General features: G+C 52.7%; 27 protein-coding genes. 14 read left to right on the top strand and 13 right to left on the bottom strand.

The genetic code is table 11. From position 1 onward, the window contains the following. Positions 1–34: 34 nt before the first annotated feature. Complete coding sequence (locus tag TEU_RS10065; protein ID WP_050003659.1) at positions 35–1519, top strand: MFS transporter; 1485 nt, start codon at positions 35–37, stop codon at positions 1517–1519. A gap of 32 nt (positions 1520–1551) precedes the next feature. Here TEU_RS10065 and TEU_RS10060 read toward each other — a convergent pair whose 3' ends face one another. Further along, positions 1552–2691 carry an iron-containing alcohol dehydrogenase gene (locus TEU_RS10060; RefSeq protein WP_050003658.1) on the bottom strand — a complete coding sequence of 380 codons (1140 nt, stop codon included), beginning with the start codon at positions 2689–2691 and terminating at the stop codon, positions 1552–1554. 118 nt (positions 2692–2809) lie between these two features. Here TEU_RS10060 and TEU_RS10055 point away from each other — a divergent pair, with 118 nt between their 5' ends. Then, positions 2810–3127, top strand: coding sequence for a hypothetical protein (locus TEU_RS10055; protein WP_050003657.1), 318 nt, complete (start codon positions 2810–2812; stop codon positions 3125–3127). On the opposite strand, the gene mtnA is transcribed toward TEU_RS10055, so the two are convergent. Further along, positions 3119–4192, bottom strand: a complete 1074-nt coding sequence (mtnA, locus tag TEU_RS10050; RefSeq protein ID WP_050003656.1) for an S-methyl-5-thioribose-1-phosphate isomerase — start codon at positions 4190–4192, stop codon at positions 3119–3121. The genes TEU_RS10055 and mtnA overlap by 9 nt on opposite strands. A gap of 56 nt (positions 4193–4248) precedes the next feature. Between mtnA and TEU_RS10045 the strand changes: the two genes are divergently transcribed. Next, entirely contained in the window at positions 4249–4779 is a 531-nt protein-coding gene (locus TEU_RS10045) for an NTPase (protein ID WP_050003655.1), read from the top strand. Here TEU_RS10045 and TEU_RS10040 read toward each other — a convergent pair. The 3 genes from TEU_RS10040 to albA form a co-directional block, all read right to left on the bottom strand. Beyond that, positions 4776–5300, bottom strand: coding sequence for a CBS domain-containing protein (locus TEU_RS10040; protein WP_050003654.1), 525 nt, complete (start codon positions 5298–5300; stop codon positions 4776–4778). The two genes, TEU_RS10045 and TEU_RS10040, sit on opposite strands and share 4 nt — an antisense overlap. 38 nt (positions 5301–5338) lie before the next feature. Continuing rightward, on the bottom strand, positions 5339–5899 hold the full coding sequence (locus TEU_RS10035) for an ArsR/SmtB family transcription factor (RefSeq protein ID WP_320407201.1): 561 nt from the start codon (positions 5897–5899) through the stop codon (positions 5339–5341). A gap of 76 nt (positions 5900–5975) precedes the next feature. Then, positions 5976–6251, bottom strand: a complete 276-nt coding sequence (gene albA / locus TEU_RS10030; RefSeq protein WP_013467275.1) for a DNA-binding protein Alba — start codon at positions 6249–6251, stop codon at positions 5976–5978. A 205-nt stretch (positions 6252–6456) separates the two neighbouring features. Here albA and TEU_RS10025 point away from each other — a divergent pair, with 205 nt between their 5' ends. The 3 genes from TEU_RS10025 (at position 6457) to purB (ending at position 10413) form a co-directional block, all read left to right on the top strand. After that, the gene (locus TEU_RS10025; RefSeq protein WP_144244856.1) at positions 6457–7542 is read left to right on the top strand and encodes a hypothetical protein; all 1086 of its coding nucleotides are present in this window, start codon (positions 6457–6459) and stop codon (positions 7540–7542) included. 20 nt (positions 7543–7562) lie between these two features. Next, positions 7563–8969 carry a hypothetical protein gene (locus tag TEU_RS10020; protein ID WP_050003651.1) on the top strand — a complete coding sequence of 469 codons (1407 nt, stop codon included), beginning with the start codon at positions 7563–7565 and terminating at the stop codon, positions 8967–8969. An 88-nt stretch (positions 8970–9057) separates the two neighbouring features. Beyond that, positions 9058–10413 (top strand): adenylosuccinate lyase, encoded by a 1356-nt coding sequence (purB, locus tag TEU_RS10015; RefSeq protein WP_050003650.1) that lies wholly within the window; start codon positions 9058–9060, stop codon positions 10411–10413. Between the two features lie 1569 nt (positions 10414–11982). On the opposite strand, the gene TEU_RS10010 is transcribed toward purB, so the two are convergent. Continuing rightward, complete coding sequence (locus TEU_RS10010; RefSeq protein WP_050003649.1) at positions 11983–12336, bottom strand: DUF134 domain-containing protein; 354 nt, start codon at positions 12334–12336, stop codon at positions 11983–11985. Positions 12337–12408: 72 nt separating this feature from the next. On the opposite strand from TEU_RS10010, the gene TEU_RS10005 reads away from it, so the two are divergent. Beyond that, positions 12409–12864 carry a 6-pyruvoyl trahydropterin synthase family protein gene (locus TEU_RS10005; protein WP_050003648.1) on the top strand — a complete coding sequence of 152 codons (456 nt, stop codon included), beginning with the start codon at positions 12409–12411 and terminating at the stop codon, positions 12862–12864. On the opposite strand, the gene TEU_RS10000 is transcribed toward TEU_RS10005, so the two are convergent. Beyond that, the gene (locus tag TEU_RS10000) at positions 12861–13385 is read right to left on the bottom strand and encodes a hypothetical protein (protein WP_050003647.1); all 525 of its coding nucleotides are present in this window, start codon (positions 13383–13385) and stop codon (positions 12861–12863) included. The two genes, TEU_RS10005 and TEU_RS10000, sit on opposite strands and share 4 nt — an antisense overlap. A gap of 54 nt (positions 13386–13439) precedes the next feature. Between TEU_RS10000 and TEU_RS09995 the strand changes: the two genes are divergently transcribed. Continuing rightward, entirely contained in the window at positions 13440–13862 is a 423-nt protein-coding gene (locus TEU_RS09995; protein ID WP_050003646.1) for a PPC domain-containing DNA-binding protein, read from the top strand. Here the strand turns inward: TEU_RS09995 and TEU_RS09990 are convergent. From TEU_RS09990 to TEU_RS09970, 5 genes are all read right to left on the bottom strand, one after another. Further along, entirely contained in the window at positions 13834–14412 is a 579-nt protein-coding gene (locus tag TEU_RS09990; protein WP_050003645.1) for a DUF998 domain-containing protein, read from the bottom strand. The two genes, TEU_RS09995 and TEU_RS09990, sit on opposite strands and share 29 nt — an antisense overlap. Positions 14413–14623: 211 nt before the next feature. Continuing rightward, on the bottom strand, positions 14624–15109 hold the full coding sequence (locus TEU_RS09985; RefSeq protein ID WP_050003644.1) for a NifB/NifX family molybdenum-iron cluster-binding protein: 486 nt from the start codon (positions 15107–15109) through the stop codon (positions 14624–14626). 55 nt (positions 15110–15164) lie between these two features. Further along, complete coding sequence (locus tag TEU_RS09980; RefSeq protein WP_050003643.1) at positions 15165–15407, bottom strand: hypothetical protein; 243 nt, start codon at positions 15405–15407, stop codon at positions 15165–15167. Between the two features lie 57 nt (positions 15408–15464). Next, entirely contained in the window at positions 15465–16076 is a 612-nt protein-coding gene (locus TEU_RS09975; RefSeq protein WP_050003642.1) for a NifB/NifX family molybdenum-iron cluster-binding protein, read from the bottom strand. Positions 16077–16164: 88 nt separating this feature from the next. Continuing rightward, entirely contained in the window at positions 16165–17118 is a 954-nt protein-coding gene (locus TEU_RS09970) for a radical SAM protein (protein ID WP_050003641.1), read from the bottom strand. 79 nt (positions 17119–17197) lie between these two features. Here TEU_RS09970 and TEU_RS09965 point away from each other — a divergent pair, with 79 nt between their 5' ends. The 6 genes from TEU_RS09965 to TEU_RS09940 all read left to right on the top strand — a co-directional run bounded on the left by TEU_RS09965 (position 17198) and on the right by TEU_RS09940 (position 22833). Next, positions 17198–17842 carry a class I SAM-dependent methyltransferase gene (locus tag TEU_RS09965; protein ID WP_050003640.1) on the top strand — a complete coding sequence of 215 codons (645 nt, stop codon included), beginning with the start codon at positions 17198–17200 and terminating at the stop codon, positions 17840–17842. Positions 17843–18001: 159 nt separating this feature from the next. Next, positions 18002–19615, top strand: coding sequence for an ABC transporter substrate-binding protein (locus TEU_RS09960; protein ID WP_050003639.1), 1614 nt, complete (start codon positions 18002–18004; stop codon positions 19613–19615). Then, on the top strand, positions 19612–20553 hold the full coding sequence (locus tag TEU_RS09955) for a FecCD family ABC transporter permease (RefSeq protein WP_050003638.1): 942 nt from the start codon (positions 19612–19614) through the stop codon (positions 20551–20553). Before TEU_RS09960 ends, TEU_RS09955 begins: the two co-directional genes overlap by 4 nt. Continuing rightward, on the top strand, positions 20540–21364 hold the full coding sequence (locus TEU_RS09950) for an ABC transporter ATP-binding protein (protein WP_050003637.1): 825 nt from the start codon (positions 20540–20542) through the stop codon (positions 21362–21364). Before TEU_RS09955 ends, TEU_RS09950 begins: the two co-directional genes overlap by 14 nt. Then, entirely contained in the window at positions 21361–22092 is a 732-nt protein-coding gene (locus TEU_RS09945; RefSeq protein ID WP_050003636.1) for a hypothetical protein, read from the top strand. Before TEU_RS09950 ends, TEU_RS09945 begins: the two co-directional genes overlap by 4 nt. Then, a complete protein-coding gene (locus tag TEU_RS09940; RefSeq protein ID WP_050003635.1) occupies positions 22093–22833 on the top strand; it encodes a Rossmann-like domain-containing protein in 741 nt (246 codons plus the stop codon). Between the two features lie 31 nt (positions 22834–22864). On the opposite strand, the gene tsaA is transcribed toward TEU_RS09940, so the two are convergent. Further along, positions 22865–23356, bottom strand: a complete 492-nt coding sequence (gene tsaA / locus TEU_RS09935) for a tRNA (N6-threonylcarbamoyladenosine(37)-N6)-methyltransferase TrmO (protein ID WP_050003634.1) — start codon at positions 23354–23356, stop codon at positions 22865–22867. Positions 23357–23439: the final 83 nt, after the last annotated feature.

The following is a 23439-nucleotide window of genomic DNA, read 5'->3' as shown; positions in this document are numbered from 1 at the left end:
AACAACATATCGTCCGACATGTCGGTGAAGAACCATGGACGCGATGAAAAACGGTGAAACCTACGACCTCAGCTACGCGAAGAAGGCGATGCTGGTAGTCGTCATCCTTCCACTCCTCGTCATGTACACAGAGGCGATGCTGACGCCCGCTTTGCCCACAATACAGAAGGAGTTCGCGATAAACCCCAACGACGTCAGCTGGGTTCTGACCATCTACCTGCTCGTTGGAACGGTCAGCGTGGCCCTCTTTGGAAAGCTCGGCGACATGTACGGCAAGAAGAAGATGTTCCTCGTTGCACTGGGCTTCTACACACTCGGCGTCATCCTGAACGGCTTTGCGCCAAGCTTTGAGGCGCTCCTCGTCACGAGGGCAATCCAGGGCTTTGGAATGGCCATATTCCCGCTCGCCTTCGCCCTCGTCCGTGAGGAGTTCCCGCCGAGCATGGTGCCGCAGGTTCAGGGAATGATAAGTGCCATGTTTGGAGTCGGTATGGTCATAGCCCTGCCCCTCGGCGCCTGGGTCACCGAGAACTGGGGCTGGAGGTGGACATACCACACGGCGGCCCCGTTCGCAGTCCTGATGTTCGTCCTCGCCTGGAAGGTTCTCCGCGAGAGCCGCTACATCAACCCCGGAAAGCTCGACTGGCAGGGCGCTCTGCTCCTCGTCTGGGCCGTCGTGCCGATGCTGGTCGGTGTAACCCGGGCCCCGAACGTTGGGTGGACGGCGACTCAAACGCTCCTCCTCTTCGCGGTCTCCATAGTCGGCTTCATACTCCTCGGTATCTGGGAGAAGAGGGTGGAGAACCCGCTCCTTCCGCTTGACATCATAACCTCGCGCAACCCGGCCATAGTGAACGTTGGAATAATGTTCGCGGCCTTCGGTATCTCCATGATGAGCCAGGCGAACACCTACATCTTCCAGATGCCGGAACCCTACGGCTTCGGCAAGACGATACTCCAGAGCGGCCTCCTCATGACCCCCCAGGCCCTCGTGATGCTTATACTGGCCCCGCTCGCCGGAAAACTGATGCCAAAGGTCGGCGCAAAGCCAATAGCCCTCACGGGCGCTCTGGTGGCCAGTGCTGGCCTTGCGTTCATGTCAAAATACGCTACCGGCCTCTCACTGTGGCAGTACGTCGCTATGATTGCAGTAGTCGGAGCGGGGATAACCCTCATGAACATCTCGCTGATAAACATCTTAGTCTTCAGCGTCCCGCCGAGGATCATGGGCGTCGCAACAGGTGCAAACAGCCTCTTCAGGAACTTCGGTTCGACCTGGGGGCCGGCAATAGCGGGAACAATAATGAGCACCTACTACGTCCTCTTCCACCCGCCGGGGGCTCCGGAGTTCGTGCAGATTAAAATCCCAACGGAGGAGGCCTACTCGGTGCTCTTCGGCGGGGCGGCAGCGGTTTACCTGTTCCTGGCGCTCCTTGTCCTTGCAACGAGAGAAGTCATGAAGGGCGGAAGGATACATGAGGTCAAAAATGAAGGGGAAAGGGACGTTGAGGTCGCTTAGCGCCCTTTTCCGCCTTTTCTTTTTGGCTCCTTTCACCCTCTCCCGTAAAATGCCCTCAGATACAGCTCCTTTATCTCCTCTGGCTTCGGCTCGACGGGGTTGAAGGCTGTAAGCCCGTCGCGGTAGGCCTTCTCCGCCATCTCGTCGAGCCTCGCCATAAAAGTTTCTTCATCAACGAGCTCGCCCAGTGTGGGCACTCCGAGCATCTCGTTGAGCTCCTTAACGACCTCGATGAGGTCTTTTGCAGTCTGGAAGCCGAGCTCCCTCGCTATCTCCGCGTAGCGCCTCCTTGCGTAGTCGCTCCTCTTGGCGTTGAATTCCATCACGTAGGGCAGGAATATTGCGTTGAGCAGGCCGTGCGGACCGAGCCAAGCGGCCTTGTGGCTCATCGCGTGGCAGAGTCCGAGGCGCGCGTTCAGGAAGGCGATGCCGGCCATAGTCGCCGCGTAGTGGACTTTCTCGCGGGCCTCTTCGTCGCCCTTGACCGAGAGCGGAAGCCACTTGTAAACTGTCTTTATCGCCCTAATCGCCATTGCGTCGCTGAAGTCGTTTGCCACCTTGGTGGTGTATGCCTCTATCCCGTGGACAATGACGTCTAGACCGGAGTTTCTGGCGACTTCCCTCGGCATCGTCATCGGCAGGCGGGGGTCGAGGATCGCCACGTCGGGCGCTATCTCGGGCGTAACGATGTTGTACTTGATTCCGCCCTTCTTCAGAACGCTGGCAGCGGAGACCTCGCTTCCAGCCCCGCTCGTTGAGGGTATCGCTATGAGTCTCGTCTTCAGCTTTGGAACAGGCTTTGGCTTTGAGAAGCGGTCAATGAAGGCTATCTCCTCGAATTCCAGCTCGGGGGCGTCGTAGAAGACCTTCAGAGCCTTGGTCGCATCTATTACGCTTCCTCCACCGAGGGCAACGAGAAGGTCAGGTTCGAACTCCCTCACCTTCGGCAGGAACTCCTCTATTGTTTCCACGCTCGGCTCCGCCGGAAGGCCGGTTATCGAGAAGACCTCCGCACCGGCTTCCGTCACGTAGTCCTCGGCCTCGCTGAGAAAACCATGCCTCTTCATCGAGTTGCTCGACAGAATGAGAACCCTCTCGTGCCCCTCAGCTTCCTTTTTGAGCTTCTCAAGGGAGCCCCTGCCCTCGATGATTCTCGTCTTGAGCCAGAACATTGTACTCACCGATAAAAATTGGGTACATTGACTTTTAACGGTCTCGATGATGTTAACTTCTCGTTTTCAACCTCCCGTTCAAAAAAGGCCTTTAAGCTGTCCTTCTTTACTATCTCCGATGCTCGTCAGGGGAAAAGTGGTGGGGAAGGAAGGGACGGCCCGTTTTGAAGCCCGGAAGGGTGAAGAGGGAATATCTCTCAGGGTGGAGTTTCCAGACGGAGAGCCAATCGACTACTCTATCGACTGTCCCTGTCTGGAGCCCCTTGAACTCCTCGGCCTCCTTCTGCCTGTCATAGAAGAGAGGCTCGGGGAGATAGATGCAGTCATCGTGGAAGAAGCCGTTGAGGACAGGAAATCCGTTTTAGACAAGATTAAGAAGCTTCTGGGAAAAGAGAAACGAAAACCAATTGATAGGGGCGCCCATCAGTCATTCTAACTCTTTGAACAGCCTCTTCAGGTTCCTCTCAAAGGGCGGGTAGACGATGCCCCTGTCCGTTATTATGCCGGTCAGGTACTTGTGCGGCGTCACGTCGAAGGCCGGGTTGTAAACGTCCACGTCCGGTGCTATCTTACAGCCGCCGCAGGTGAGAACTTCCTCCGGCTTTCTTTCCTCAATCGGTATCTCCTTCCCGCTCTTCAGGCTCATGTCAATCGTCGAGAGCGGGGCAACGGTGAAGAACGGTACCCCGTGCTCCTTCGCGAGGACGGCGAGGGTGTAGGTGCCTATCTTGTTGGCGAAGTCGCCGTTGGCCACTATCCTGTCGGCGCCAACTATTATCGCGTCAACCCTCCCCTGCTGCATCACGAAGCCGGCCATGTTGTCGGTTATCAGCTTGAGCGGGATTCCATCGTAGTGGTACTCCCAGGCGGAGAGCCTCGCTCCTTGGAGGACGGGCCTCGTCTCGTCCACCCAGAGGAGCTTGAGTGTCCCATCGCGGTGCATCACCCTGAGAACAGCCCCAACGGTTCCGAGCTGGACTGTAGCCAGGCTTCCGGCGTTGCAGTGGGTTAGGACGTTCCCTTCCGGCAGAGCCTCGGCACCGTAGTGGCCCATCCTAAGGTTCGCCTCAACGTCCTCGTCCGCTATCTTCTGGGCATCGGCCACAATCATGCGCTTTATCTCGTCGAGCGGGCTCTCAAGGTTCTCCTCGACGAGCTTCTTAATCCTGTTGAGGGCCCAGAAGAGGTTCACAGCGGTTGGCCTCGTGTTCTTCAGGGTCTCGTATGCCCTGTAAAAGCCGTCCATGAACTCGTCCTTGGTCTTGGCCTTCGTCGTGTCCGCATAGAGGGCCAGCCCGAAAGCGGCTGAAGCCCCAATCGCCGGCGCACCGCGCACCTTCATTGTGACTATCGCTTCGGCTACCTCCTCAACGGTTCTAAGCTCAATCGTCCTGAATTCCCTCGGGAGTAGGGTCTGGTCGATCATGATGACCTTTCCAGTCTCGTAAGTCACGCTCCTCGGGAGCTTCGTGAGTTCCTCCGGTCTGTACCGTATCTCCACGGCGATCACCCCAAAGGGTTTAAGGGAGGAACTTAAAGCTCCTTCGGTGATGGAAAATGGTCAGGGTTTTTGTAACGGGCCCAGCTGGAGTCGGGAAGACGACCCTCGTGGAGAGGGTGGCAAGGGAAGTCGAGAGATGGGGCTACATCGTTGGAGGCATGATGACGAAAGAGGTGAGGAGAGGCGGAAGGCGTGTGGGCTTTAAAATCCTCGCCCTCGACACTGGAGAAGAAGGCACCCTCGCGAGCCTCCGCGGGACTTCTCACCTTCCGGGTGTTCCCTTCGGAAAGTACGTCGTCCATGTTGACGAGCTTGAGAGGGTAGGTGTTTCTGCTATAAGGCGCGCCCTCGTTGAGGCAGACCTCATTGTCATAGATGAAATCGGGCCCATGGAGTACAAGAGCGATGAGTTTGTCCGGGCGGTGGGCGAGGCCCTGAAGTCGGACAGACATCTCCTCGCCACAGTGCACAGGAGAATGGCGGACAGGTTCAGGCCGCTCGGAAAGTTCCACGTCCTTAGCGTGGAGAATAGAAATAGAGAGTTCGGAATAATCCTGGACGAGATAATGAGGGGGCTGAGGGGTTAAAGGTTGAGCTCGTCCTTGCAGGCCTCACAGACCCACTTTTCCTGGCCTTCAATGTAAACCTTGTAGAGGGGGCCGTACTGACCGCAGATCTCACAGATGCCGTAGACATCAGTCTCCTCGACGGCTTCCTGCTCCTCCTCGTTGTTCATGCTGTTGAGGGCGGCGAGCAGGTCTGCGGCAGTTACAAAACCGAGGGGCTTCCCGAGCCTGGTGACGAGGAGCCTCCTGATGCCCTTCTCCATCATCTTGTCGATTGCGTCGCTTATGTCGTAGTCGTCTTCGATGGTTATCGGATTCTTTGTCATGACCTCTCGGACCTTGACGGTCTTAGGGTCCCGGCCCTTAGCAACGACCTTGTCAAGGATGTCGCGGTCAGTGATGACACCGACTATCTCGTCGTTTTCAACGACGACTGCGCTTCCAACCTTGTGCCTTGAGAGTATTCTGGCGACCCTCTCGATGGTGTCGTCGGGTTTTACAATCACTGCTTTTCTCTTGACAACCTGCCCTACGGTCATCATTGGCACTCACCTCTTGGTTGGGGGTTGATTTGAGTTTCTTAAAAACGTTTCCTAAGGAGCCACCCCGCGGACACGACGATTGCAAAGACTATCACAGCCAGGAGAACAGGGAGATAGCCTGACGACGCTGTCTGTCTAGTGGTTTCTGAAGAGAGTATTTTTATGGGCTCCGATTGCGCTGAAAAACCCCTCTGGGACCCAAGATATCTTTCCGAGAGCCAGTAAACGATGACCGAAAGCCCCGTCGCTACTGAGAGGGTTATCACCTTCAGCCTGTCCAGAGTTGAGGGCCTCTCCCCCGCGGGCCTGGGCAGCAGAAGAATCGGCCTGCTTGAAGCCCTGTAGAGCTTTACCTCCTGCAGTCTTTTCCCGTACTTCTTACCGGAGACCTCAACCAGCCCCACGCGGAGTAGCTTATCAAGATGGTATGAAACTGTGGATATTGGCATGTCGAGCTCCTTCGCAATCTCGCTCATCGAGAACTCGCGCTCGCGGAGAAGCCTCAGAATGGCCATCGCTCTTTCGTTGGCGAGAACCTGTGCGAGTTCTCGAACCCGCTCATCGGTAACGTCTATGGTCTCATACTCCAACGGGCCCACCAGAAGGGGTACGAGACGGTGCTATTAAGCTTTACTTCCCTAGAAGAAACCCTAAGGAAAAGGAAAGGGGTCAAATTCACGGCTTCTCGAGGATAATCTCGATGGTCGAGGTGTTGGCGGTCCTGCCGTCGGCAGTCGGGAGCTCCTCGGTGCCTATCTTGATTTCCTTGACCCTGACCTCGGGGAGGAACCTGTTCCTGACAATCTCGGCGACGTCAACGGCCCTGCTGATAGCCCTACCGCGAGCCTTGATGCTGACCTCCTTAGCGCCCTCGTTGAACTGGGTTATCACGGCGAGGACGTAGTTCATAACCGGCTTCTTTCCGATGTAGACGACGTGCTCCTCAGCCATTTCTGGCACCTCCGGAAGTTTTGTCATCAGCCTATCGCGGGCATAGGGTTAAATACTTTTCGGTTTATGTAGCTCTGAAACATGGAGCTTTCTGCATTTTTGAGTGGGGTTTAGTGGAATGATGCCGATTAAAACCACGTCTATTTAGCTTTGTTAAGTAGATTAAGTGGTAAAACTTGTAAAGCTATGATATCATGCCGATTCGGTGATTTACTTGAAAAGAATCATTGGACTGTTAATATCGGTTTTAATATTTGGATTGATAGTAAATCCAGCACTTGCCTTGGGGGAAGCAACGCAAGGGACAAACGCTGGGGTTAAAACATATGAAATCGAAATTTACGGAGTTCCAACAAGGGTAACCATAGCCGAGAACTCCCTACTGAAAACTCCTGAAGAGGTTAAAGCCTTCATTGAAAGCCACGTCAGCAGAGAGGACTTTTTGAACGGTGTTGTTGTGAATGTTTCCGAAGTCTCCTCCGGGAATTCCCCACAAAGCGAAATGACAAAGGAATTCACTGTAAGTTCTCTAAAGGAACCCCTCAGTGTTGGCACGCTCCTTTCCAGTGTTCTCGAGGTTTTCTCCATAGGTCCTTTTATCCTCAGCGGCCCTTATGCGTTGCTTGCAATGGCGATAATAGCAGCTGCAATTACCGTCGCGTATGCAGTATACGGTGACGAAATCAGCGATGAAGTTCGTGAAAAGCTCGATAGTGCCTACCAGTACTTCTACAATTACATTGAAGAGAGAAAGAAGGATGAAAAAACGATTCACATATATGAAAGAGAGTTTCAAGGCGGTCTTCCAAAAAGAATTTATGTGAAAGAATTCGTTCATAAAAAGGACTTTAAGGTCACTGTTGGGGAGCTAGTTGATGTTATCACTAAAGTGCCTTCCGGTAGGCTTGCCCTCAATGCAACCGTGAAAAATTTGAAGGAAGGCAACTGGGAATTAGCGGCTTTAAAGGGAATAAGGTTCATCATTGGGGCAACAGGAGAAGCCGTAGCATATCTCGCAATAATAAAACCCGAAGCATATGGCCCTTCCATCCTCAACATAACACCGAGATCAAACGCAAAAGGGCCTGATTTTATTTATGTAAAAAGCACAGAAATCCCTCCAAAGATCCCTTCAGATTTGACCAAATGGGAAGCAAAAGGAACCACCGTCTTCAGGGTCACCACATTAATTCGGGATGGATACAACCGCAATCTGGAAGGCCAGCCGGGCATAGTCTCCGTTTACAGAATGAAAGGCTCAAATCTTTACGTGGCATTTATCTACGGGTAGTTTCCAAGGAGGTGTAGATAATGAATATCCTCTCTATCGCAGGGAACTACGTCTTGGCTAAAAATATGTGGGATGGCATAAAGAATGGGAGGAGTGTAATAAGTGGAAAACCACTCTCCCAGGAAGAAAGTGCAAAACAACTAAAAGAGCGACTACCGCAGATACTCTCTGGGTTTTCATGGGGGGTTATCGGGTTTTTTGGAAATGATGAGATAACTCTTAGAAAAGAACTTGGGCCTGCTATTATACTGTTGGGAACTCACAACAGAGATTCGATCCTCACTGAAGCATGCTCGTATCTCAAGGAAGTAATGGAGTACTCAAAAAAGGTGAACATTGACTTAAATCGTATTTTAGAGAATGATCCAGCTATTCAAACCAACTTTAGAATCGCGAGCCTTCTGTGCAAACTCCACTCCAAAGCAATCCAAAAGGATGAGATTTCTTTACTGTGCAGTTTGGTTATTCCGAGAGCTACACAAGGTATTTTTCGCCAAGTTCTCCTCACTCTCAAGAAGTATCTTGAATCTCAGGGTTATGATGTTCCGGAAGAACTCATGGAGGCGTTGAACAAGCTTCCCAAACCTAAAGAGACCGATTACTGGGAGGAGTATCAGAAAACGCTGAAGGAATTCGGGGAGAAAGGCAAAAAGTTCCACGAGAGGGCAAAGGAAGAATGGGAAAAAATCGAGAGGGGAGAGGCTGAAGATTTAATAGGCTCCCTTCAAGAGGTAATCTGGAACCTGAGCGAGGGGGTAGTTTACAACTTCGCCATGCGAAAGTTTAAGCTCGTAAAGGAAGCTTACGAGATTTTTCTAAAGGCACACGAATTTGCGAAAGAGAACGACCTGTTCAAGACGAGGCTCAGCGAGGATGTATGGCTTGGAAAGCTCAAACGCGTGAACCTCAAGTGGGGCAACGACATAAAATGGCCCGAGGATTACAGGGTTATCTCTAACAGAATAATTAGACTGACGAGAATTGCCGAGTTCATGATGTGGAAGCGCAGGATTCCCGAATTCCTCTATGCGAACCCGTACATTAACCTCGGTGCGGATTACGAGCACAACGATCCGCCGCTGTGGGCGTTAACAAGGGGGCTTATGATGATCCTACAGCACAACCGCTCCAAGGGGGTTCTCCCAAGTGTAGAGCTTCAGGAGGAAGTTCTAAACTACGCCTTGAGGCTTAACCTCCTTTGGCCAGAAAAAACAGAAGCCTTGGAGTGTAAAGACGGGATCTGCATAGTCTTTAGAGGCGAACTCAATGAAAAAGCAATTAAAGAGTTAAAAAGAAACGCTTGGGACGATGACATCGTATTCTACCACGGAAAGGGCATCTTGATAAGCTACTCAAGAAAAAGAAAACTGGGATACGCATGCGGAAAAAACCTAACTGAGGAGCTGATTCGAAAGCTGGTAAAGTGAGCGTTATGCTTTCCATTTCATTCTTGGCACAAGAATGTTAAATCAAACCCTTTTTAAACTCAAATACTTACACCTGTGTGGTGATACAATGGCGGTTCACCCCATTGACTATCGCTACGGAAGTAAGGAAATGAGGAGCATCTGGGACGAGAGGAACAAGCTCCAGAAGCTTCTCGACGTTGAGGCGGCCCTGGCGAGGGCACACGCGAAGCTCGGCAACATCCCAGAGGAGAGCGCCCGCGTGATTTCTGAGAGGGCGAACACGGAATGGGTGAAGCCGGAGCGCGTCAAGGAGATAGAGGCCGAGATACACCACGATATAATGGCCGTCGTTAAGGCCCTAAGCGAGGTCTGTGGCGAGCACGGGAAGTACGTTCACCTCGGCGCGACCTCCAACGACATAATCGACACCGCGAACGCACTCCTCATAAAGGAGAGCCTTGAGCTGATAGAGCGCTATCTCAAAGAGCTCCGCGACGTCCTGCTGAAGCTCGCCGAGGAGCACAAGTACACCGTCTGCATAGGAAGAACCCACGGACAGCACGCGGTTCCGACAACCTACGGCATGAAGTTCGCCATCTGGCTCGACGAGGTTCAGAGGCACATTGACAGGCTTGAAGAACTTAAGAAGCGCATTTTAGTTGGCAAGATGCGCGGTGCCGTTGGAACTGCTGCGTCCTTCGGGGAGAAGGCCCTCGAGATTGAAAGGCTCGTTATGGAAGACCTCGGCCTCAAGCCCGCGCTGATAACCAACCAGCTCGTCCCGAGGGACCTCTACGCGGAGCTCATGATGTTTCTGGCATTGGTTGCCTCGACCCTTGACAAGATTGGCCTTGAGATAAGGAACCTCCAGAGAACGGAAATCCTTGAGGTAAGCGAGCCCTTCGGCAAGAGGCAGGTGGGCTCATCAACGATGCCCCACAAGCGGAACCCTATAAGGACTGAGAAGGTCTGCGGGCTGGCAAGGGTCATCTATTCGAATGTCATCCCTGCCCTGCTGAACAACCCCCTGTGGCACGAAAGAGACCTCACGAACTCCTCCGTCGAGCGCGTTATTCTGCCGGAGACGTTTGTCCTTCTCGATGAGATGCTCCGCGTCACAATCAGCGTCCTTAAGGGGTTGGAGTTCTTCCCAGAGAACATCGAGCGCAACCTATACCTGACCAAGAACCTCATAATGGCGGAGCCCCTGATGCTGAAACTTACCGAGAAGGGAATGGGCAGGCAGGAGGCGCACGAGCTCGTTAGGCAACTTGCGATGAGGGCGTTCAAAGAGGGAAGGGACTTTCTCGATGTCGTGAAGGAGAGTGAGGAAATCATGAAGTACCTTAGTGATGAGGACTTAGCTTCTCTAAGGCCTGAGAACTACATTGGCGTTGCCCCCCAGATAGTTGACAACGTAATAGCCTCGGTAAGGAGCAAAATTGAGAAAGAAGGCCAGTGAAGTCCCGGTTCGCTGTTTTCTTCTCTTTATACTTCTCTTCTTGGTAGTTTTTGTCGAAGTTATCTCTCGGATTTTTGGGCAAATTTTTACGTTTAGCTTGTATAGCTTTTATTTACACTAATAAGATTAATTTTTGGAAAATAAGAATTTTCTTTAATAGTATGATTTTGAGTAGTTGTTAAAATGAATTTTGTATAGTTTTATAAATTAATACATTTATTGATAGTTGTAATATTATGTTTAAGTATGGTAGAAATTTTGGATTTTAAACCATTGTAAGAAGTAATTTTTGCAACCACATAGTGCCTTGGGTCACGCGGAGTTTGACTCCCTGCGAGATGGCCTTGGTTTTGAGACCTAATTGATACAATCCTTCCCAACCTACTACTTTTAATTGTAACTAGATTCTGGAGTAAAGAAGCGGGACTTCACGAGTAAAAACTGGCCAACTTGAAGAAGCCTATCGAGCCGCAGGGTCATCTATCATATTATCCCTACCTCTGCAACCTTTGATATTGACATCAGAAATAGTTGTAATAGTCGTAGGTATCTGGGCGCCTTCTGTGTTATACTTTATGGGGTGTACTTATCTCATCACTGGATTATGGAGTTTTCTTAAATGTTTGTCCTCAATGGGCGGCACCTGTGAATCCATCTTCTTCCAAGATAATGCTTATCTTTGTCCGCTGTTTTTAGATATAAGGTACATTATATCTAAAATTTGGGCACAGACCTGTGCATTACAATCGCTTCAGTATATGTGAAAGCTAGGCAAAAGTTAACTCCGTTGTGGAGACCTGGTTTTAATGTGACTGCTCATCTTTTAGCTTACACCCGCAGGAAGTCGTTGGACAACCCCTTAGTTTGGAATCCACTTTGGGGTCTTGTTGTTTAATTCCCAGTTCTTGTTCTGTGACCAGTCGACAGTACCCTGCTGTTAGTCTCGTAATGAGTATTGTAACTAGACTTCTTGGAGCATCAAAACGATATCTCACTGACTCTACTCATACTCCTGTGCTTTCTTATGGTTCAGAGGCCTTGTGGGTAGTGCCATATGCTCATACTGAAGCTTTTCAACAGGTTGCGCGGATATAATTCAATCTAAACAGGGGCAACCTCAACAGTCCGGGTCCCAACACTGTGCTCATTGCTACTTTTTGACTCTGATCCACCGAAATGTGAATCTGTTACTTCGCAATGTAGCATCGATCAGAAATGCATACTCTCCAGAAAAGTTGGTGTTTTTTATTGTAAGTTTATGTGTTATTATGTGTTTCAATGGTATATTTTTTGGAGTTTTAACTATTGTTAATTGTTTTTTGATTAATTTTTAATAATTGTGTTTTAAAAACTATAATTACATATTAGTTACGTAACAACTTCAACAAGTTCTTATAAAAACTTTTTTGTTCTTTTTGGTTCTCAATACTTTTTCTAGTAAAATATCTCCGAAAAAATTGAGAGATAAATCTTGCACAAAATTAGGTGTGCCTAAAACTAAGAAAACCGTTAAATACCTCCTACTGGCCAATAACTCGATTAGAAAAGATGTTTTTACGAATACTGGCCTTACAGGCCTTCTTCGTCGATGCCCTTTAGGGCCTCGTTTCCTTGGGGCAGGATTATCAATTCCCTGCCCTCCACGAGCATCTGGGCGACCTTTTTTCTGGCCGAGCTCAATGCCCTCCACACGGTTCCCCTTGAGACTCCCATCCTCTTTCCCGCTTCCTCCTGAGTGAGTCCCTCATAATCAACCAGCCTGAGGGCCTCAAACTCCTCGTAGGTCATGAAAATCGGCGGTTTTGGTTGTCCTACAGGGGGTAGGGCCGGATAGAAGTGCCTAACCTGCGGAATGAAGCCTATCATTCTCATCTTCCGCCTTCTGCCCCGTCCTCGTCCCCATCCTGGCCCTCCTCTTGGCATTTCTAGCACCTTCAACGGGTTTGTCCAGTTAGAGTTATAACCTTAACGGAGAACTTTCAGGTCGGTGAAAGCATGTTCAGGGTCGTGGAGAGAAAGATAGGCTGGCACAAGGACTTCGACAGTTCGCACTTCCTCGCCCTTCCCTACGACAGCAAGTGCCTCCGCATACATGGCCACACCTACAACGTTGACGTGGAGATATGGGGCGACATCAACGAGAACGGTATGATATTCGACTTCAACCACCTCAGCAAGCTCATAAAACTCCTTGACCACAGGATTCTCGTAAGCGAGGACTGGGTTGTAGAGAAAAGAGGGGGAAGAGTGGTCGTCGAAAAGAACGGCAAACGGCTTGAGCTCCCTGGGGAGGAAGTTGTAGTCCTAAACAAGCCCAACGTCACGGCTGAGTACATAGCCGAGTGGTTTGCTGAAAGGATAGCAGAAAAGGCAGGGGACAACGTGAAAAAAATCCTCGTCAAAGTGTGGGAAGACCCAAGGAGCTATGCCCAGGTGGTTCTTGAGCGTTAGTCTTCTTCTATCTTCTTTCTGAACTCCCGAACCCGAGTGAGTAGCTCGTCGTAGTATTCATTGTTGAACTTTTCAGAGGCTTCCTCAACGAGGCTTTCTACAAGCTTCGTATAGGAGAGGGCTGTTTCCTTGTCCTCGTGCTCTACTATAATGGGCAACATAGTCACGAGGTAGCCGACAAATGAGCCAAGGATTCTGTGCCAGTCTTCCGTTAGACCATTCTCGGTGAGCCAGCCCTTGAGCGTCAGGAAGACCTTTACGGTCGGCTTTACGACGGCATACTCACCAAAGCGGCGGTAGCGTATGAGGAGGTACTGGAGGAGCGAGAGGAGCACATGTCCAACGGCTTCTTTACCAACCGTTTCCTCTGCTAGCCGCTGAAACGCTGGAAGGCCTTTCTCTCCACTCTCAAGGAAGGCTTTGAGAAGATTCGGGTATGGAGGAGCATACTGGCGGAAGTCCACCTCTTCAAGCTCTTCCAGTTCGGGTAAAATCGCCATTATTGCTTCTTTGGTTCTCATCTGACCACCCAAAGCGTTAAATCATGGAGTTTTATTAGCTTTGAGGTGGGAATTATGGAGTTCAAACCTGGAAGGGCCTTCCTTCTTAGGGTTCCTGAGGGAGAAGACCTGCTCGGTTTTGTGAAGGGGTTCGCCGAAAAGAACGGTATAACGACCGCGATGGTCAGCGGGATTGGCTCGCTCAGAAACCCTGTTGTTGGCTACTACTCGGAGGAAACCCGGAACTACAAGAAGATTGAGCTCGCTGGGACATTCGAGCTGCTCACGCTCCTCGGCAACATCAGCGTAAAGGACGGGAAGCCCTTTGCACACCTTCACGTCACACTTGGCAATGCCAGCGGAGACGTTTTTGGAGGGCATCTGATAAAGGGAGAAGTCTTCGTGGCCGAGCTCTATATCCGGGAACTTCTGGGTGAACCGCTTGTAAGAAAAGAGAGGGGGAACAACCTCAGCCTCTGGGACGAGGAGCCCCTCTGAACTTTTTCCACATCACAACATAGTGCCAGATTATCACTCCAAACGCCCCGATGAACTCTGCGGGCGCGACACCGGGATAGCGGTTCTTTGCCCAGAGTGCGAGGGCCCAGCCCACTGCAAACAGGACCACACTGAAGAGTCCGAGATCCTTCTCCCCCGCGAGGCCGAGCCCAATACCTGCCACCAGGAAACCGAGGCTCGCAAAGATGAAGAAGCCCCAGCTGACGTAGTAGTGGGGGCTTGTCCCCTCAGGGAATATGCCTATCAGTGACAGAAACACTAGACCGAGAATGAAAATCCCGATTCCGGCTTTTTGCACTGTGCTCGTGGCTTCTTTTAATAGACCTGCCACGTAGTAGATTGCCAGGGCCGCGGAGACAACGAGCGAAACGTTGAGAACCCAGTTGTGGTGCAGACCGACTTTTCCTAGGTCACTTATGGCGTTCCCTGTGAGCCTCCACCACGAGCGGTGGATGAGAATGGCGACCCCGATTCCGGTAAGGGCGACTATTGGGGCGAGAACCCCGGCAAGAATTTGGCCCCTTCTCATGGTTACCACCGTCAAAAATAATAATGTTGAAGAATTGAAAAGGCTTTCTCAGAATGCTGAGTTTAGTCTTCCGCAATCAACAGGAATCACAGTATTGTTGGTGTATCGGTAAAAAGATAAGCGATTCTTAACATTTTTCTTTCTTTAGCCTCGCCCTTCAGAGCAGGAAGGAGGTCAGCGGGTTTCAACAGGTGAAGAATAAAAGGGAGGTTCACCAGGAACCCCTGCCGTATCCGCCGCCCATTCCGCGACCCATACCGCGACCTCTTCCCATTCCTCCGCCTCTTCCCATACCCCTGCCCATACCGCGTCCCATTCCCATGCCGCCACCGGGGCCCATTCCCGCTCCTCCCTGGATTCCGGGCTGGAGCTCACCGCGGAGGAGGGCCTCAACGGCTTCCCTAACGGTCATGGTTGGTGGGGCGGAGTACATCCTTACCCCTGCCGCCTGGAGGACGCCGTAGGAGTTCGGCCCGAACTGGCCGGCTATTACGGCATCGGCTCCCTGATCTATGACGAACTGGGCCGCTGTGACTCCAGCTCCCCTCGGCTGGCTGTAGCCGGGGTTCTGGACGACCTGAACGTTTACTATCTCGCCGTTCTCGACGTCAACTATGGTAAAAGTGGGCGTTCTACCAAACGCCGGGTTCACCCTGTCGTCGAGTCCTCCAGTTACAGTTGAGACTATAATCCTCATCCACGTCACCTCCAGATGAATTAGGAAAACCGAACTTAAAAAAGTTTGCATAAGCTCAAAACAGCCGTCCCCATCCCCAGAAGCGGCGCCCCAGGAAAGACCTGAGGAGCAGGAGTATTGCCAGCCCCAGGGCGTATGGAAGCGCCACGAGGAAGAGCTTGAACAGGAAGTACAGGATTCCAAGCAGGAGTAACAGGTCAATTATACCGTAAGCACTGCCAAAGGGGCTGAATGGGTAGAATCCGTATCTCCCCCTGCCGTAGCCCCTTCCCATTCCTCTTCCCATACCTCTTGGCATTTTCCTTTCCTCCGTGCGGTCTCAAAGCTTGCGCTCATAAGAGAAAAAGAAAAGGCTTCACCACCAGCCGTAGAGCCAGCGGAGAGCCCTTCTGCTGGGCTGGCCTGTCCAGGGGCAGTAACCGAGCCTTGCACCCCAGCCTCTGCCACCTCTGCCCCATCCACGGCCCCATCCGCGGCCTCTTCCCCAGCCGCGGCCCCAGCCTCTACCCCAACCGGGGCCGAAGCCGTAGGCTGGGTAAGCTGGGTACGCGGGTGTTGCTGGATAAGGCCCATAAGCGGGGGTCGGTGCCGTCGGTGTCGCCGGGGCAGGTGCCGCTGGAGCCGTGAACTGGCCGGCGCTTCCGCTGACCACTGCCTTTATGGCCTCCTCTACCGGGGTTCCCGGGGCGACCTGGTAGAGCTTTATTCCGGCCGCTTGGATTGCGCCGAGGGCGTTCGGGCCGACCTGTGGTGCCACTATTGCTTCGACGCCCTCGTTGATGAGGGTCTGAACGGCCATTGGGCCGGCCCCTCCGCCGGCCATGGCGGCACCATTCTGGATGACCTTTTCACTGATGATGTTTCCGTTCTCGTCAACGTCCGCTATGTAGAACGCCGTAGCGCGGGCAAAGACAGGGGCTACGGTGTCGTTCCTCCCTCCACCGTTGGTTGGTATCGCGATCCTCATATCCACCACCTCACTTCTTCTCTATTATTTTGTGCATATGCACAGCATTTAAAGTTTTCGGTTGCCCTAACATTGGGAGGTTGGTGCCTCACCGTGTTTCTCTGCTCTTCAACCGCCTCATGTAAAACTTCTTCCCTTCATATTCCAGCTCTATGAGCTTGTTTTCCCGAATCAGCTTTTCGATGATGCTCCAGTCGGCGTTCGCCTTCCGTAGGAACTCTCTCACGGCGTCTTCCCTCATGGGATGGACGGCGGTGATGCTGAGTAAATCCTCCTCCACGTTTCCGGTGAATGCGAACGCGTTCCCCTCGTAGCCTATGAGGTACTCCACGCGGTCTTCGCCGAGAGCTTTGCTGAAGGCCTGAAACGCCCTGTTGATGACTTCCTCTCTCGCGGGCCTCACCCATGGCTCGGCCGGGGGCCTGGTGGGGACGGCTATGTAGGCCGTGTCCGGCTTTAGCTCCTTTAAAAATTCTGCTATCCGCTCAAACTCATCGCCGTAGTCCACGTTGTCTATCAGCATGGTCTCGGTCACGAGTTTTCCTCCGAACTCCTTCCTGAACTCAAGCATCCCCTCAAGGATTCTCTCCAGGCTCAGGCTCTTGTGGGGCCTGTCAATTTTTCTCCAGAGGGCCTCGCTGACGGCGTCCACCTTCAGCGAGACGAAGTCCAGCTTGAGAAGGTCTTCCCTAACGTCCTCACGCCAGATTAAGGAAGCGTTTGTGAGGGTGGCGAGCTTTATCCCGAGCCTTCTGAGAAGGTCTATCTCCCTTCCAAGGTTGGCATCGAGCGTTGGCTCCCCGTCGGGGACGAAGGTTATGTAATCGATTTTCTCTCCCCTCTCCAGGGCTTCGTTGACTTTCTCGGAGACTTCCCTGAATATCAGCTTCGGGTCGTAGAAGGCCCTCCTCTCGATTTCCATCCTCAAAGTTCTCCCAATCTGGCAGTAAACGCAGGCGTAGGTGCAGACCTTATCTGGAATGTTATTCACTCCAAGGCTCTTTCCGAGTCTTCTTGAGGGAACCGGGCCGAATGCTATCATATCACCACCGGGATTAGGTTGGTCTAAAAGCGTATAAGGTTTTTGAGCCCATTCTCCCATATATCGGGGGGTGTACGGGATGCCAAAAACGGAACCCTTTGAGAAGTTCACGGGAAGGTATGAGGCCTGGTTTGAGAGGCACGGATACGCTTACCTCTCCGAGCTTGAGGCTGTTAGGAAGCTTCTGCCGAAAGAAGGAAATGGGGCGGAGATTGGCGTTGGAACCGGCCGCTTCGCGGAACCGCTCGGGATAAAGCTCGGCGTCGAGCCTTCGAAGGCCATGGCGGAGATAGCCAGAAGGAGGGGCATAGAAGTCATCGAGGGGGTTGCCGAAAGCCTTCCTTTCTCCGATGAAAGCCTCGACTACCTCCTAATGGTTACTACAATATGCTTCGTTGACGACCCTGAAAAGGCTTTACGCGAGGCCTACCGCGTTCTGAAACCTGGTGGAGCGCTCATAATAGGCTTTGTTGACAGGAACAGTCCGATAGGGCAGGAATACGAGCGAAACAAAGAGAAAAGCGTTTTCTACCGCGAGGCGAGGTTCTTCTCCACGGAGGAACTTCTGGAACTGCTCAAGAAGGTCGGCTTCAGGAAATTCGAGATAGTCCAGACTCTCTTCCACAGGCTCGACGAAATTAAAGAAGTTGAGCCCGTCAAGCCGGGCTACGGTGAGGGGAGCTTTGTGGTGATAAAGGCCGTGAAGGAGTATTCATCTGATTAAACTTTAGATTAGGCAGGTAAGAATCCCCCGCACCATCTTTTTTGTGCTTTGGCGTGGACATTGAGGTCTCTTTAGTAAATAACACCATTTAACGTAAACTCTTTTGTTTGCCTAAAATGTTAAATATTCCGCGTATGTGGACTCGTCGGAGGGATTCAGATGAGGAAAGTTGCTTCCCTGTTCATAATCTCGGTTCTAATATTGAGTGTACTCTCGGGAGGGTGTATAAGCTCGGAGACTTCAACATCTAAAACTTCGAATACTTCCTATACCACGGCTTCCGTATCGCTCTCAGCCTCCTCAAAGGAGGTAGTTTTGACCCTCGTTGGTCCCGATGGAACCAAAAAGTCGTTGACGTTCGAGAACCTCAGGGAGTTCCCACAGGTTGCCGGAAGGGGTGGGCTGAGAACGAAGAAGGGCTCAATAAAGAACGTCGGTGTCTACAAAGGAGTAGCTCTCGTTGACCTTCTCAAAAAGTTCGGCTGGCTCTCAGAGGGCCATAACTACATCATAAAGGCGGCTGACGGTTATACCCTGACGGTTGACTACGATTTCCTTCTGGGTAAGGGCGTACCGCTTTATGATGAAGCGGGAAATCCGACCAACGGCTCCATGGTCCCAATCCTGGCCTATGAGTTTAATGGAACACCGATAGAGTTCGCGCTGGACGGGAAAACTTACACACTCAAGCTGGCTCTGGTCGGTAACGAGACGCTCATCACCCCTGGAAACCGCTGGGTCAAGGCCGTCGTTGAGATTGACGTCGTTAGGAAGTCTTCCTCCGGGGAAACGGAAGGGGACGCAGGCTACGTCATCGTCAAGGACTTCCGGAACCGAACGGTTAAGGTCAAGCAACCTGTGAACAGGATGGTCTCGCTCTACGGTCTGGCCACCCAGATGGTCTACTTCCTGGGCGTCGAGGACGGGAAGAAAATCGTTGGGAGCACCCCTCTGGCGATAAACGACCAGTTTATAGCCCTGATAGACCCGGACGTCAAGAGCAGGATGGTATTCGTTGGCAGTCCAAAGAGCGCCAATATCGAGACTGTAAAGGGGCTCAACCCGGACGTCGTTCTGACCGCATACTGGGGCGACGAGAATATAAACAAGGCCCTTGAAGGGCTCGGCATTCCGGTAATAGCACTCAACCTTGAGACTATGGACTCATACCTTAAGAGCCTCGAAATCGTAGGAGATGTTCTCGGAAAGGAGGAAAAAGCCAAGGAAGCCGTCTCCTACTACAGGGAGGCCGTTGCCTTTGTAACCAACAGAACCTCAAAGGCAAGCGGGAGGCCAAGGGTTCTCCTAATTCAATATAGCATGAAGGACAAGGCTTTCAAAGCGCCCGGAAAGGAGTACTTCCAGAACAGAATGATAGAGATGGCCGGTGGGGACAGCGTCTCAAAAGACCTGCCGGGAGGATGGAACACCATCAACGTTGAGCAGGTCGCGAAGTGGAACCCGGACGTTATAATAGTCGTGAGCTACTCCCCCAAGAAGCCGGCCCCAGAAATCAAGAGGGAACTCCTGAGCGACCCCGCCTGGAGCCAGATAAAGGCAGTGAAAGAAGGCAAAGTCTATGCCATGCCCAACGACGGCGAGAGCTGGGATTACCCCGCCCCCAAATGGGTTCTGGGCCTCTACTGGCTCGCCAAGGTTCTCCACCCGGAGCTTTTCAGCGACCTCGACGTCAAGGCAAAGGCTGACGAGTTCTATGAAAGATGGTACGGGATAAATCCTAGCGATGTAAATATAGTAGGTGATATGCCGTGAAAAAAGCGGTTTGGCTTTTCCTTTTGGTTTTCCTTGTTTCACCTTTCGTCGGCAGGTTATACTTCTCGCCGTTTACCCTGAGCCCGCTTGATAGGACGATACTGCTTGAGATCCGCCTGCCAAGGATTCTGGCCTCGGCCCTCGTCGGCGCCTGCCTCTCCCTCGCCGGATTGACGTTTCAGAACGTCTTCCGAAATCCCCTCGCGGGCCCGAACCTCTTGGGGGTCACAAGCGGTTCCGCTTTTGGGGCAGTCATCGCGATACTCCTGGCCCAAAGCCCCTACGCAATCCAGCTCTCCGCGTTTGTCTTTGGCCTAATCGCCGTCGTCATCGTGTGGAAGCTGTCGAGGTTCATAGGAGATGGCCTTTTGAGCCTAATCCTCGCCGGGATAGCCGTTTCCGCCTTCTTCTCCGCCCTCGTCGGCTTCGCTAAGTACCTGGCGGACCCGTATGATAAGCTCCCGACGATAGTCTTCTGGCTCCTCGGGAGCTTTGCCGGCCTCCGCTGGGAGAGCATAAAGTTGATGCTCGCCCCGATTGTCGTCAGCATAACCGGCGTACTGTTCCTCCGCTGGCCTCTCAACGTTATGAGCCTGAGCGAGGAGGAGGCAAAGTCCCTGGGCTTAAACGTCCGGTTTTACCGGGCCCTTTTTATAGCGCTCTCAGCCCTCGGAATCTCGGCTTCAACGGCCATGGCGGGAATGATAGGCTGGGTCGGGCTGGTGAGCCCCCACATAGCGAGGCTCCTTGTTGGGCATGATAACAGGGTTCTCGTTCCCACATCGGCCCTCGTGGGGGCATCACTTCTTCTCCTCTGCGACGACATTGCGAGGAGTGTTGCGACCTTTGAGCTTCCTCTAGGTGTTGTGACGTCGCTCATCGGCGCGCCGGTGCTCGTGCTCATACTCGCGAGGAGGCGGTGGCATGTTAAGGGTTGAGGGACTGAGCGTCTCCTATGGTGGAAAGGACGTCTTGAAGGGGGTTTCCCTTGAGCTCAAATCTGGGGTGGGTTGCCTTCTTGGGCCGAACGGTGCCGGAAAGAGCACGCTGATGAAGTGCATCGCCGGAATCCTGCGGCCACGGGGGAGGGTGATACTCGACGATACTGACCTGCTTGAGCTGCCCGAGCGGGAGCGCGCGAGACTGGTCTCATACTCGCCCCAGGAGTTCTCCGTGAACTTCCCCTATACCGTCTTTGAGGTCGTTCTGATGGGCAGAAACCCCTACGTGAGCCCTGTGACCGGTCCAACAACGGAGGACGAGAAGAAGGCGCTTGAGGCACTGAAGGCCCTCGGAATTGAGAATCTCGCCGAGAGACCCTTCATCGAGCTAAGCGGCGGCCAGAAGAGGCTCGCGATGATAGCCAGGTCAATTGCCCAGGATGGAAGGCTGTTCCTCTTCGACGAGCCGACTTCCTTCCTGGACTTCAGGAACCAGTACCTTGTTCTCTCGGCCATAAGGGAGCTTGGAAGGAAGAAGCTCGTTCTGATTTCCCTCCACGACCCGAATCAAGCCTTTGCATTCTGCGACGTGGTCTTTCTCCTGAAGGACGGTTCTCTAATGGCCTCAGGTGACCCCAAGATTGTGATGACATCCGAAAACCTCTCAGAACTGTATGGGCTCCCTGTTGCAGTTGGCGGAGTTGGGGACAGGATTGTAGTCTTTCCCAAGGTAAATAGGAGCGTTTTACGGAAAACGGAATTATTAACGAGAAGTGTTATTAAGGACCGGTCGGAGGCACGGTTATGAGACGGTTTGTTCCCCTGCTCCTCGCGGTCATCGCCTGCGCCTGCCTCTCTTTCCAGCACGGTGCGGAGAATGCGGGAGTGCAGACCATCTACGTAATCGGTGATGGCGTCAGGGCCTACACGGTTGCTAATCTGGAGAAGATGCCCATGAAGGAACTCAAGATACCGGACTTCGCCCTCGGGCGCTCCGTGGGCTGGAAAGGTGTTCCCCTCGGTGAGCTCGGCTCCGGAAGAGTTGTGAACGTCATCAACAGGGATGGGGAAATAGTCAGTATACCCGGCAACGCGAGCGCCGTACTCGCCCTCTACCGCGATGGGGAGCCCTTCAACGGTTCGCCGCGGCTCGTCATGCCTCTGAACTATGGGTGCAAATGTCACTGGCTTCCGAACGTAACTGTGCTTGAGTTTGTGAAGGGCGCCTCACTCCACATCTACGGCGACGTTGAGAACGAGCTCTGGCTCACGGGCAGAACCCTTGGGCTCTATCACTCGCCGGAGGCAGTTGCCAACGGGAACATCTCAAGCGTTCCGCTCTCGTGGGCCATAAGGCTTGCGAATCCCTGGCCTGAGGCTAAGAAGGCCTACCTTGTCTTTGAGAACGAGACGGCCGAGTATTCGCTGGATAAGCTCCTCTCTGGAAGTTTTACGCTCCGTTTCAACGGCACAGCTTTTGAAATCCCTGAACTCGGGATAGATGGCCTCGTGGAGATTAGAGTTGGGGGTGATTGAATGCTACTTGGGAAAATAAAGAAAAAAGCCTTGGAACTTACTGATGGGCTTGAGCTGGTTGACTTCGGCTTTGCCCTCCCTTACACGTGGGTTCTTGTTGAAGGCGAGAAGGGAAAGGCACTCGGCGTGGCAATGACCCTGCCAGAAGAGGTTCAGCGCTACACGAACTCAATAAGTGAGCCCTCGCTTGAGGCCTTCATCAAAAAAGCCGACAGCCTCAACGTCATCGAGCGCACGTTGGGCCTTGCGGCAATAAACGCGGTCTCGCAGTACCACATAGACCTCAGCGGCGCGGAGTGGGTCGATGTGCTTGAGCTCCTCCCGGAAGATGCCGGAAATGTCGCACTGGTCGGCAACATGCCCCCGCTGGCCAAGGCCCTGCGCGAGAGGGGCTATGAGTTATACGTCTTCGAGCGGAATCCTAAGCTCTGGGATAAAGATACTTACAGCGACGCCCTTGAGTACTACCTGCTCCCGGAGATGGACGCGGTCATAGCGAGTGCAACCTGCCTTGTCAACGGAACTATTGATATGCTCATTGACAGGGCAAAGAGGGCGAAGCTCTTCGTCCTGACCGGGCCGACCGGACAGCTTCTGCCAGAGTTCCTCAAGGGCACGCGCGTTACTCATCTCGCGGCCATGAAGGTGGTCAACTTTCAAAAGGCCCTGCTCGGCCTGAAGCTCGGCTCATTCAGGGGCTTCGAGAGGGGGAACAGGAAGTACGTGGTTGAGGTGCCATGATTTGTGTTGTTGGCAATTCAGTGAAACTCCTTTATCCCTCTTCCTTTACGAACCTGCCGTCGTCTCTGGTCTCCGAGAGCTTGTGAACGTTTCTCTCCAGCCAGCCCGTTCTCTCGACGGTTCTGATGTCAAACTCCGGCACGTATGGCTTTATGTCGAGCAGAGGCGTCCCGTCAACGATGTCAACGTCCTCGATGTGGAGCACGTTTCCCTCAACACTGATGAGCCTCACTATCGAGAGGCCTATTGGGTTTGGCCTGCTCGGTGCGCGGGTGGCGAAGACTCCATGCTCCTCATCGTCCATGTACGGCCTGACGAGGAGCTTTCCGGGCTTCGCGAGGTGGAGGTGGTATATCAGTATGATGTGCGAGAACCCTTCGATGTCCTTCAATCCCGGCGAGTACTCCGGGAAGAGCTCCACGGTTCCTCTAACTCCTCTGGCGGCAGAGGGCTGTATTGGAACGCCCTTTGGCTCCTTGAAGGGGCTGTGGATGACCCCGATAATGCGGTACGTTACTTCCATCACTTTCCTTCCCCGGTGTGTGTTCGACAGGAGAAGTTTAAAACCCTTCTAGTGATGCTTTGTTGTGGAGAAATAAGAGGAAC

The sequence above is a fragment of the Thermococcus eurythermalis genome, assembly GCF_000769655.1.
Taxonomy (GTDB): domain Archaea; phylum Methanobacteriota_B; class Thermococci; order Thermococcales; family Thermococcaceae; genus Thermococcus; species Thermococcus eurythermalis.
This window is presented reverse-complemented; position numbering and strand designations above follow the sequence as displayed.

Excerpts from the sequence above, each read along its gene's own strand:
- TEU_RS10065 (WP_050003659.1), top strand. The coding sequence starts at position 35 with ATGGACGCGATGAAAAACGGTGAAACCTACGACCTCAGCTACGCGAAG.
- TEU_RS09975 (WP_050003642.1), bottom strand. The coding sequence starts at position 16,076 with ATGAGGATCGCGATACCAACCAACGGTGGAGGGAGGAACGACACCGTA.
- TEU_RS10045 (WP_050003655.1), top strand. The coding sequence starts at position 4,249 with ATGGTCAGGGTTTTTGTAACGGGCCCAGCTGGAGTCGGGAAGACGACC.
- TEU_RS09945 (WP_050003636.1), top strand. The coding sequence starts at position 21,361 with ATGAGACGGTTTGTTCCCCTGCTCCTCGCGGTCATCGCCTGCGCCTGC.
- TEU_RS09980 (WP_050003643.1), bottom strand. The coding sequence starts at position 15,407 with ATGCCAAGAGGTATGGGAAGAGGAATGGGAAGGGGCTACGGCAGGGGG.
- TEU_RS09970 (WP_050003641.1), bottom strand. The coding sequence starts at position 17,118 with ATGATAGCATTCGGCCCGGTTCCCTCAAGAAGACTCGGAAAGAGCCTT.
- tsaA (WP_050003634.1), bottom strand. The coding sequence starts at position 23,356 with ATGGAAGTAACGTACCGCATTATCGGGGTCATCCACAGCCCCTTCAAG.
- TEU_RS10010 (WP_050003649.1), bottom strand. The coding sequence starts at position 12,336 with ATGCCAAGAGGAGGGCCAGGATGGGGACGAGGACGGGGCAGAAGGCGG.
- albA (WP_013467275.1), bottom strand. The coding sequence starts at position 6,251 with ATGGCTGAGGAGCACGTCGTCTACATCGGAAAGAAGCCGGTTATGAAC.
- TEU_RS10060 (WP_050003658.1), bottom strand. The coding sequence starts at position 2,691 with ATGTTCTGGCTCAAGACGAGAATCATCGAGGGCAGGGGCTCCCTTGAG.
- TEU_RS09960 (WP_050003639.1), top strand. The coding sequence starts at position 18,002 with ATGAGGAAAGTTGCTTCCCTGTTCATAATCTCGGTTCTAATATTGAGT.
- TEU_RS10020 (WP_050003651.1), top strand. The coding sequence starts at position 7,563 with ATGAATATCCTCTCTATCGCAGGGAACTACGTCTTGGCTAAAAATATG.
- TEU_RS09940 (WP_050003635.1), top strand. The coding sequence starts at position 22,093 with ATGCTACTTGGGAAAATAAAGAAAAAAGCCTTGGAACTTACTGATGGG.
- purB (WP_050003650.1), top strand. The coding sequence starts at position 9,058 with ATGGCGGTTCACCCCATTGACTATCGCTACGGAAGTAAGGAAATGAGG.
- TEU_RS10055 (WP_050003657.1), top strand. The coding sequence starts at position 2,810 with ATGCTCGTCAGGGGAAAAGTGGTGGGGAAGGAAGGGACGGCCCGTTTT.
- TEU_RS10000 (WP_050003647.1), bottom strand. The coding sequence starts at position 13,385 with ATGAGAACCAAAGAAGCAATAATGGCGATTTTACCCGAACTGGAAGAG.
- TEU_RS09965 (WP_050003640.1), top strand. The coding sequence starts at position 17,198 with ATGCCAAAAACGGAACCCTTTGAGAAGTTCACGGGAAGGTATGAGGCC.
- TEU_RS10005 (WP_050003648.1), top strand. The coding sequence starts at position 12,409 with ATGTTCAGGGTCGTGGAGAGAAAGATAGGCTGGCACAAGGACTTCGAC.
- TEU_RS09985 (WP_050003644.1), bottom strand. The coding sequence starts at position 15,109 with ATGAGGATTATAGTCTCAACTGTAACTGGAGGACTCGACGACAGGGTG.
- TEU_RS10040 (WP_050003654.1), bottom strand. The coding sequence starts at position 5,300 with ATGATGACCGTAGGGCAGGTTGTCAAGAGAAAAGCAGTGATTGTAAAA.
- TEU_RS09990 (WP_050003645.1), bottom strand. The coding sequence starts at position 14,412 with ATGAGAAGGGGCCAAATTCTTGCCGGGGTTCTCGCCCCAATAGTCGCC.
- TEU_RS09995 (WP_050003646.1), top strand. The coding sequence starts at position 13,440 with ATGGAGTTCAAACCTGGAAGGGCCTTCCTTCTTAGGGTTCCTGAGGGA.
- TEU_RS09950 (WP_050003637.1), top strand. The coding sequence starts at position 20,540 with ATGTTAAGGGTTGAGGGACTGAGCGTCTCCTATGGTGGAAAGGACGTC.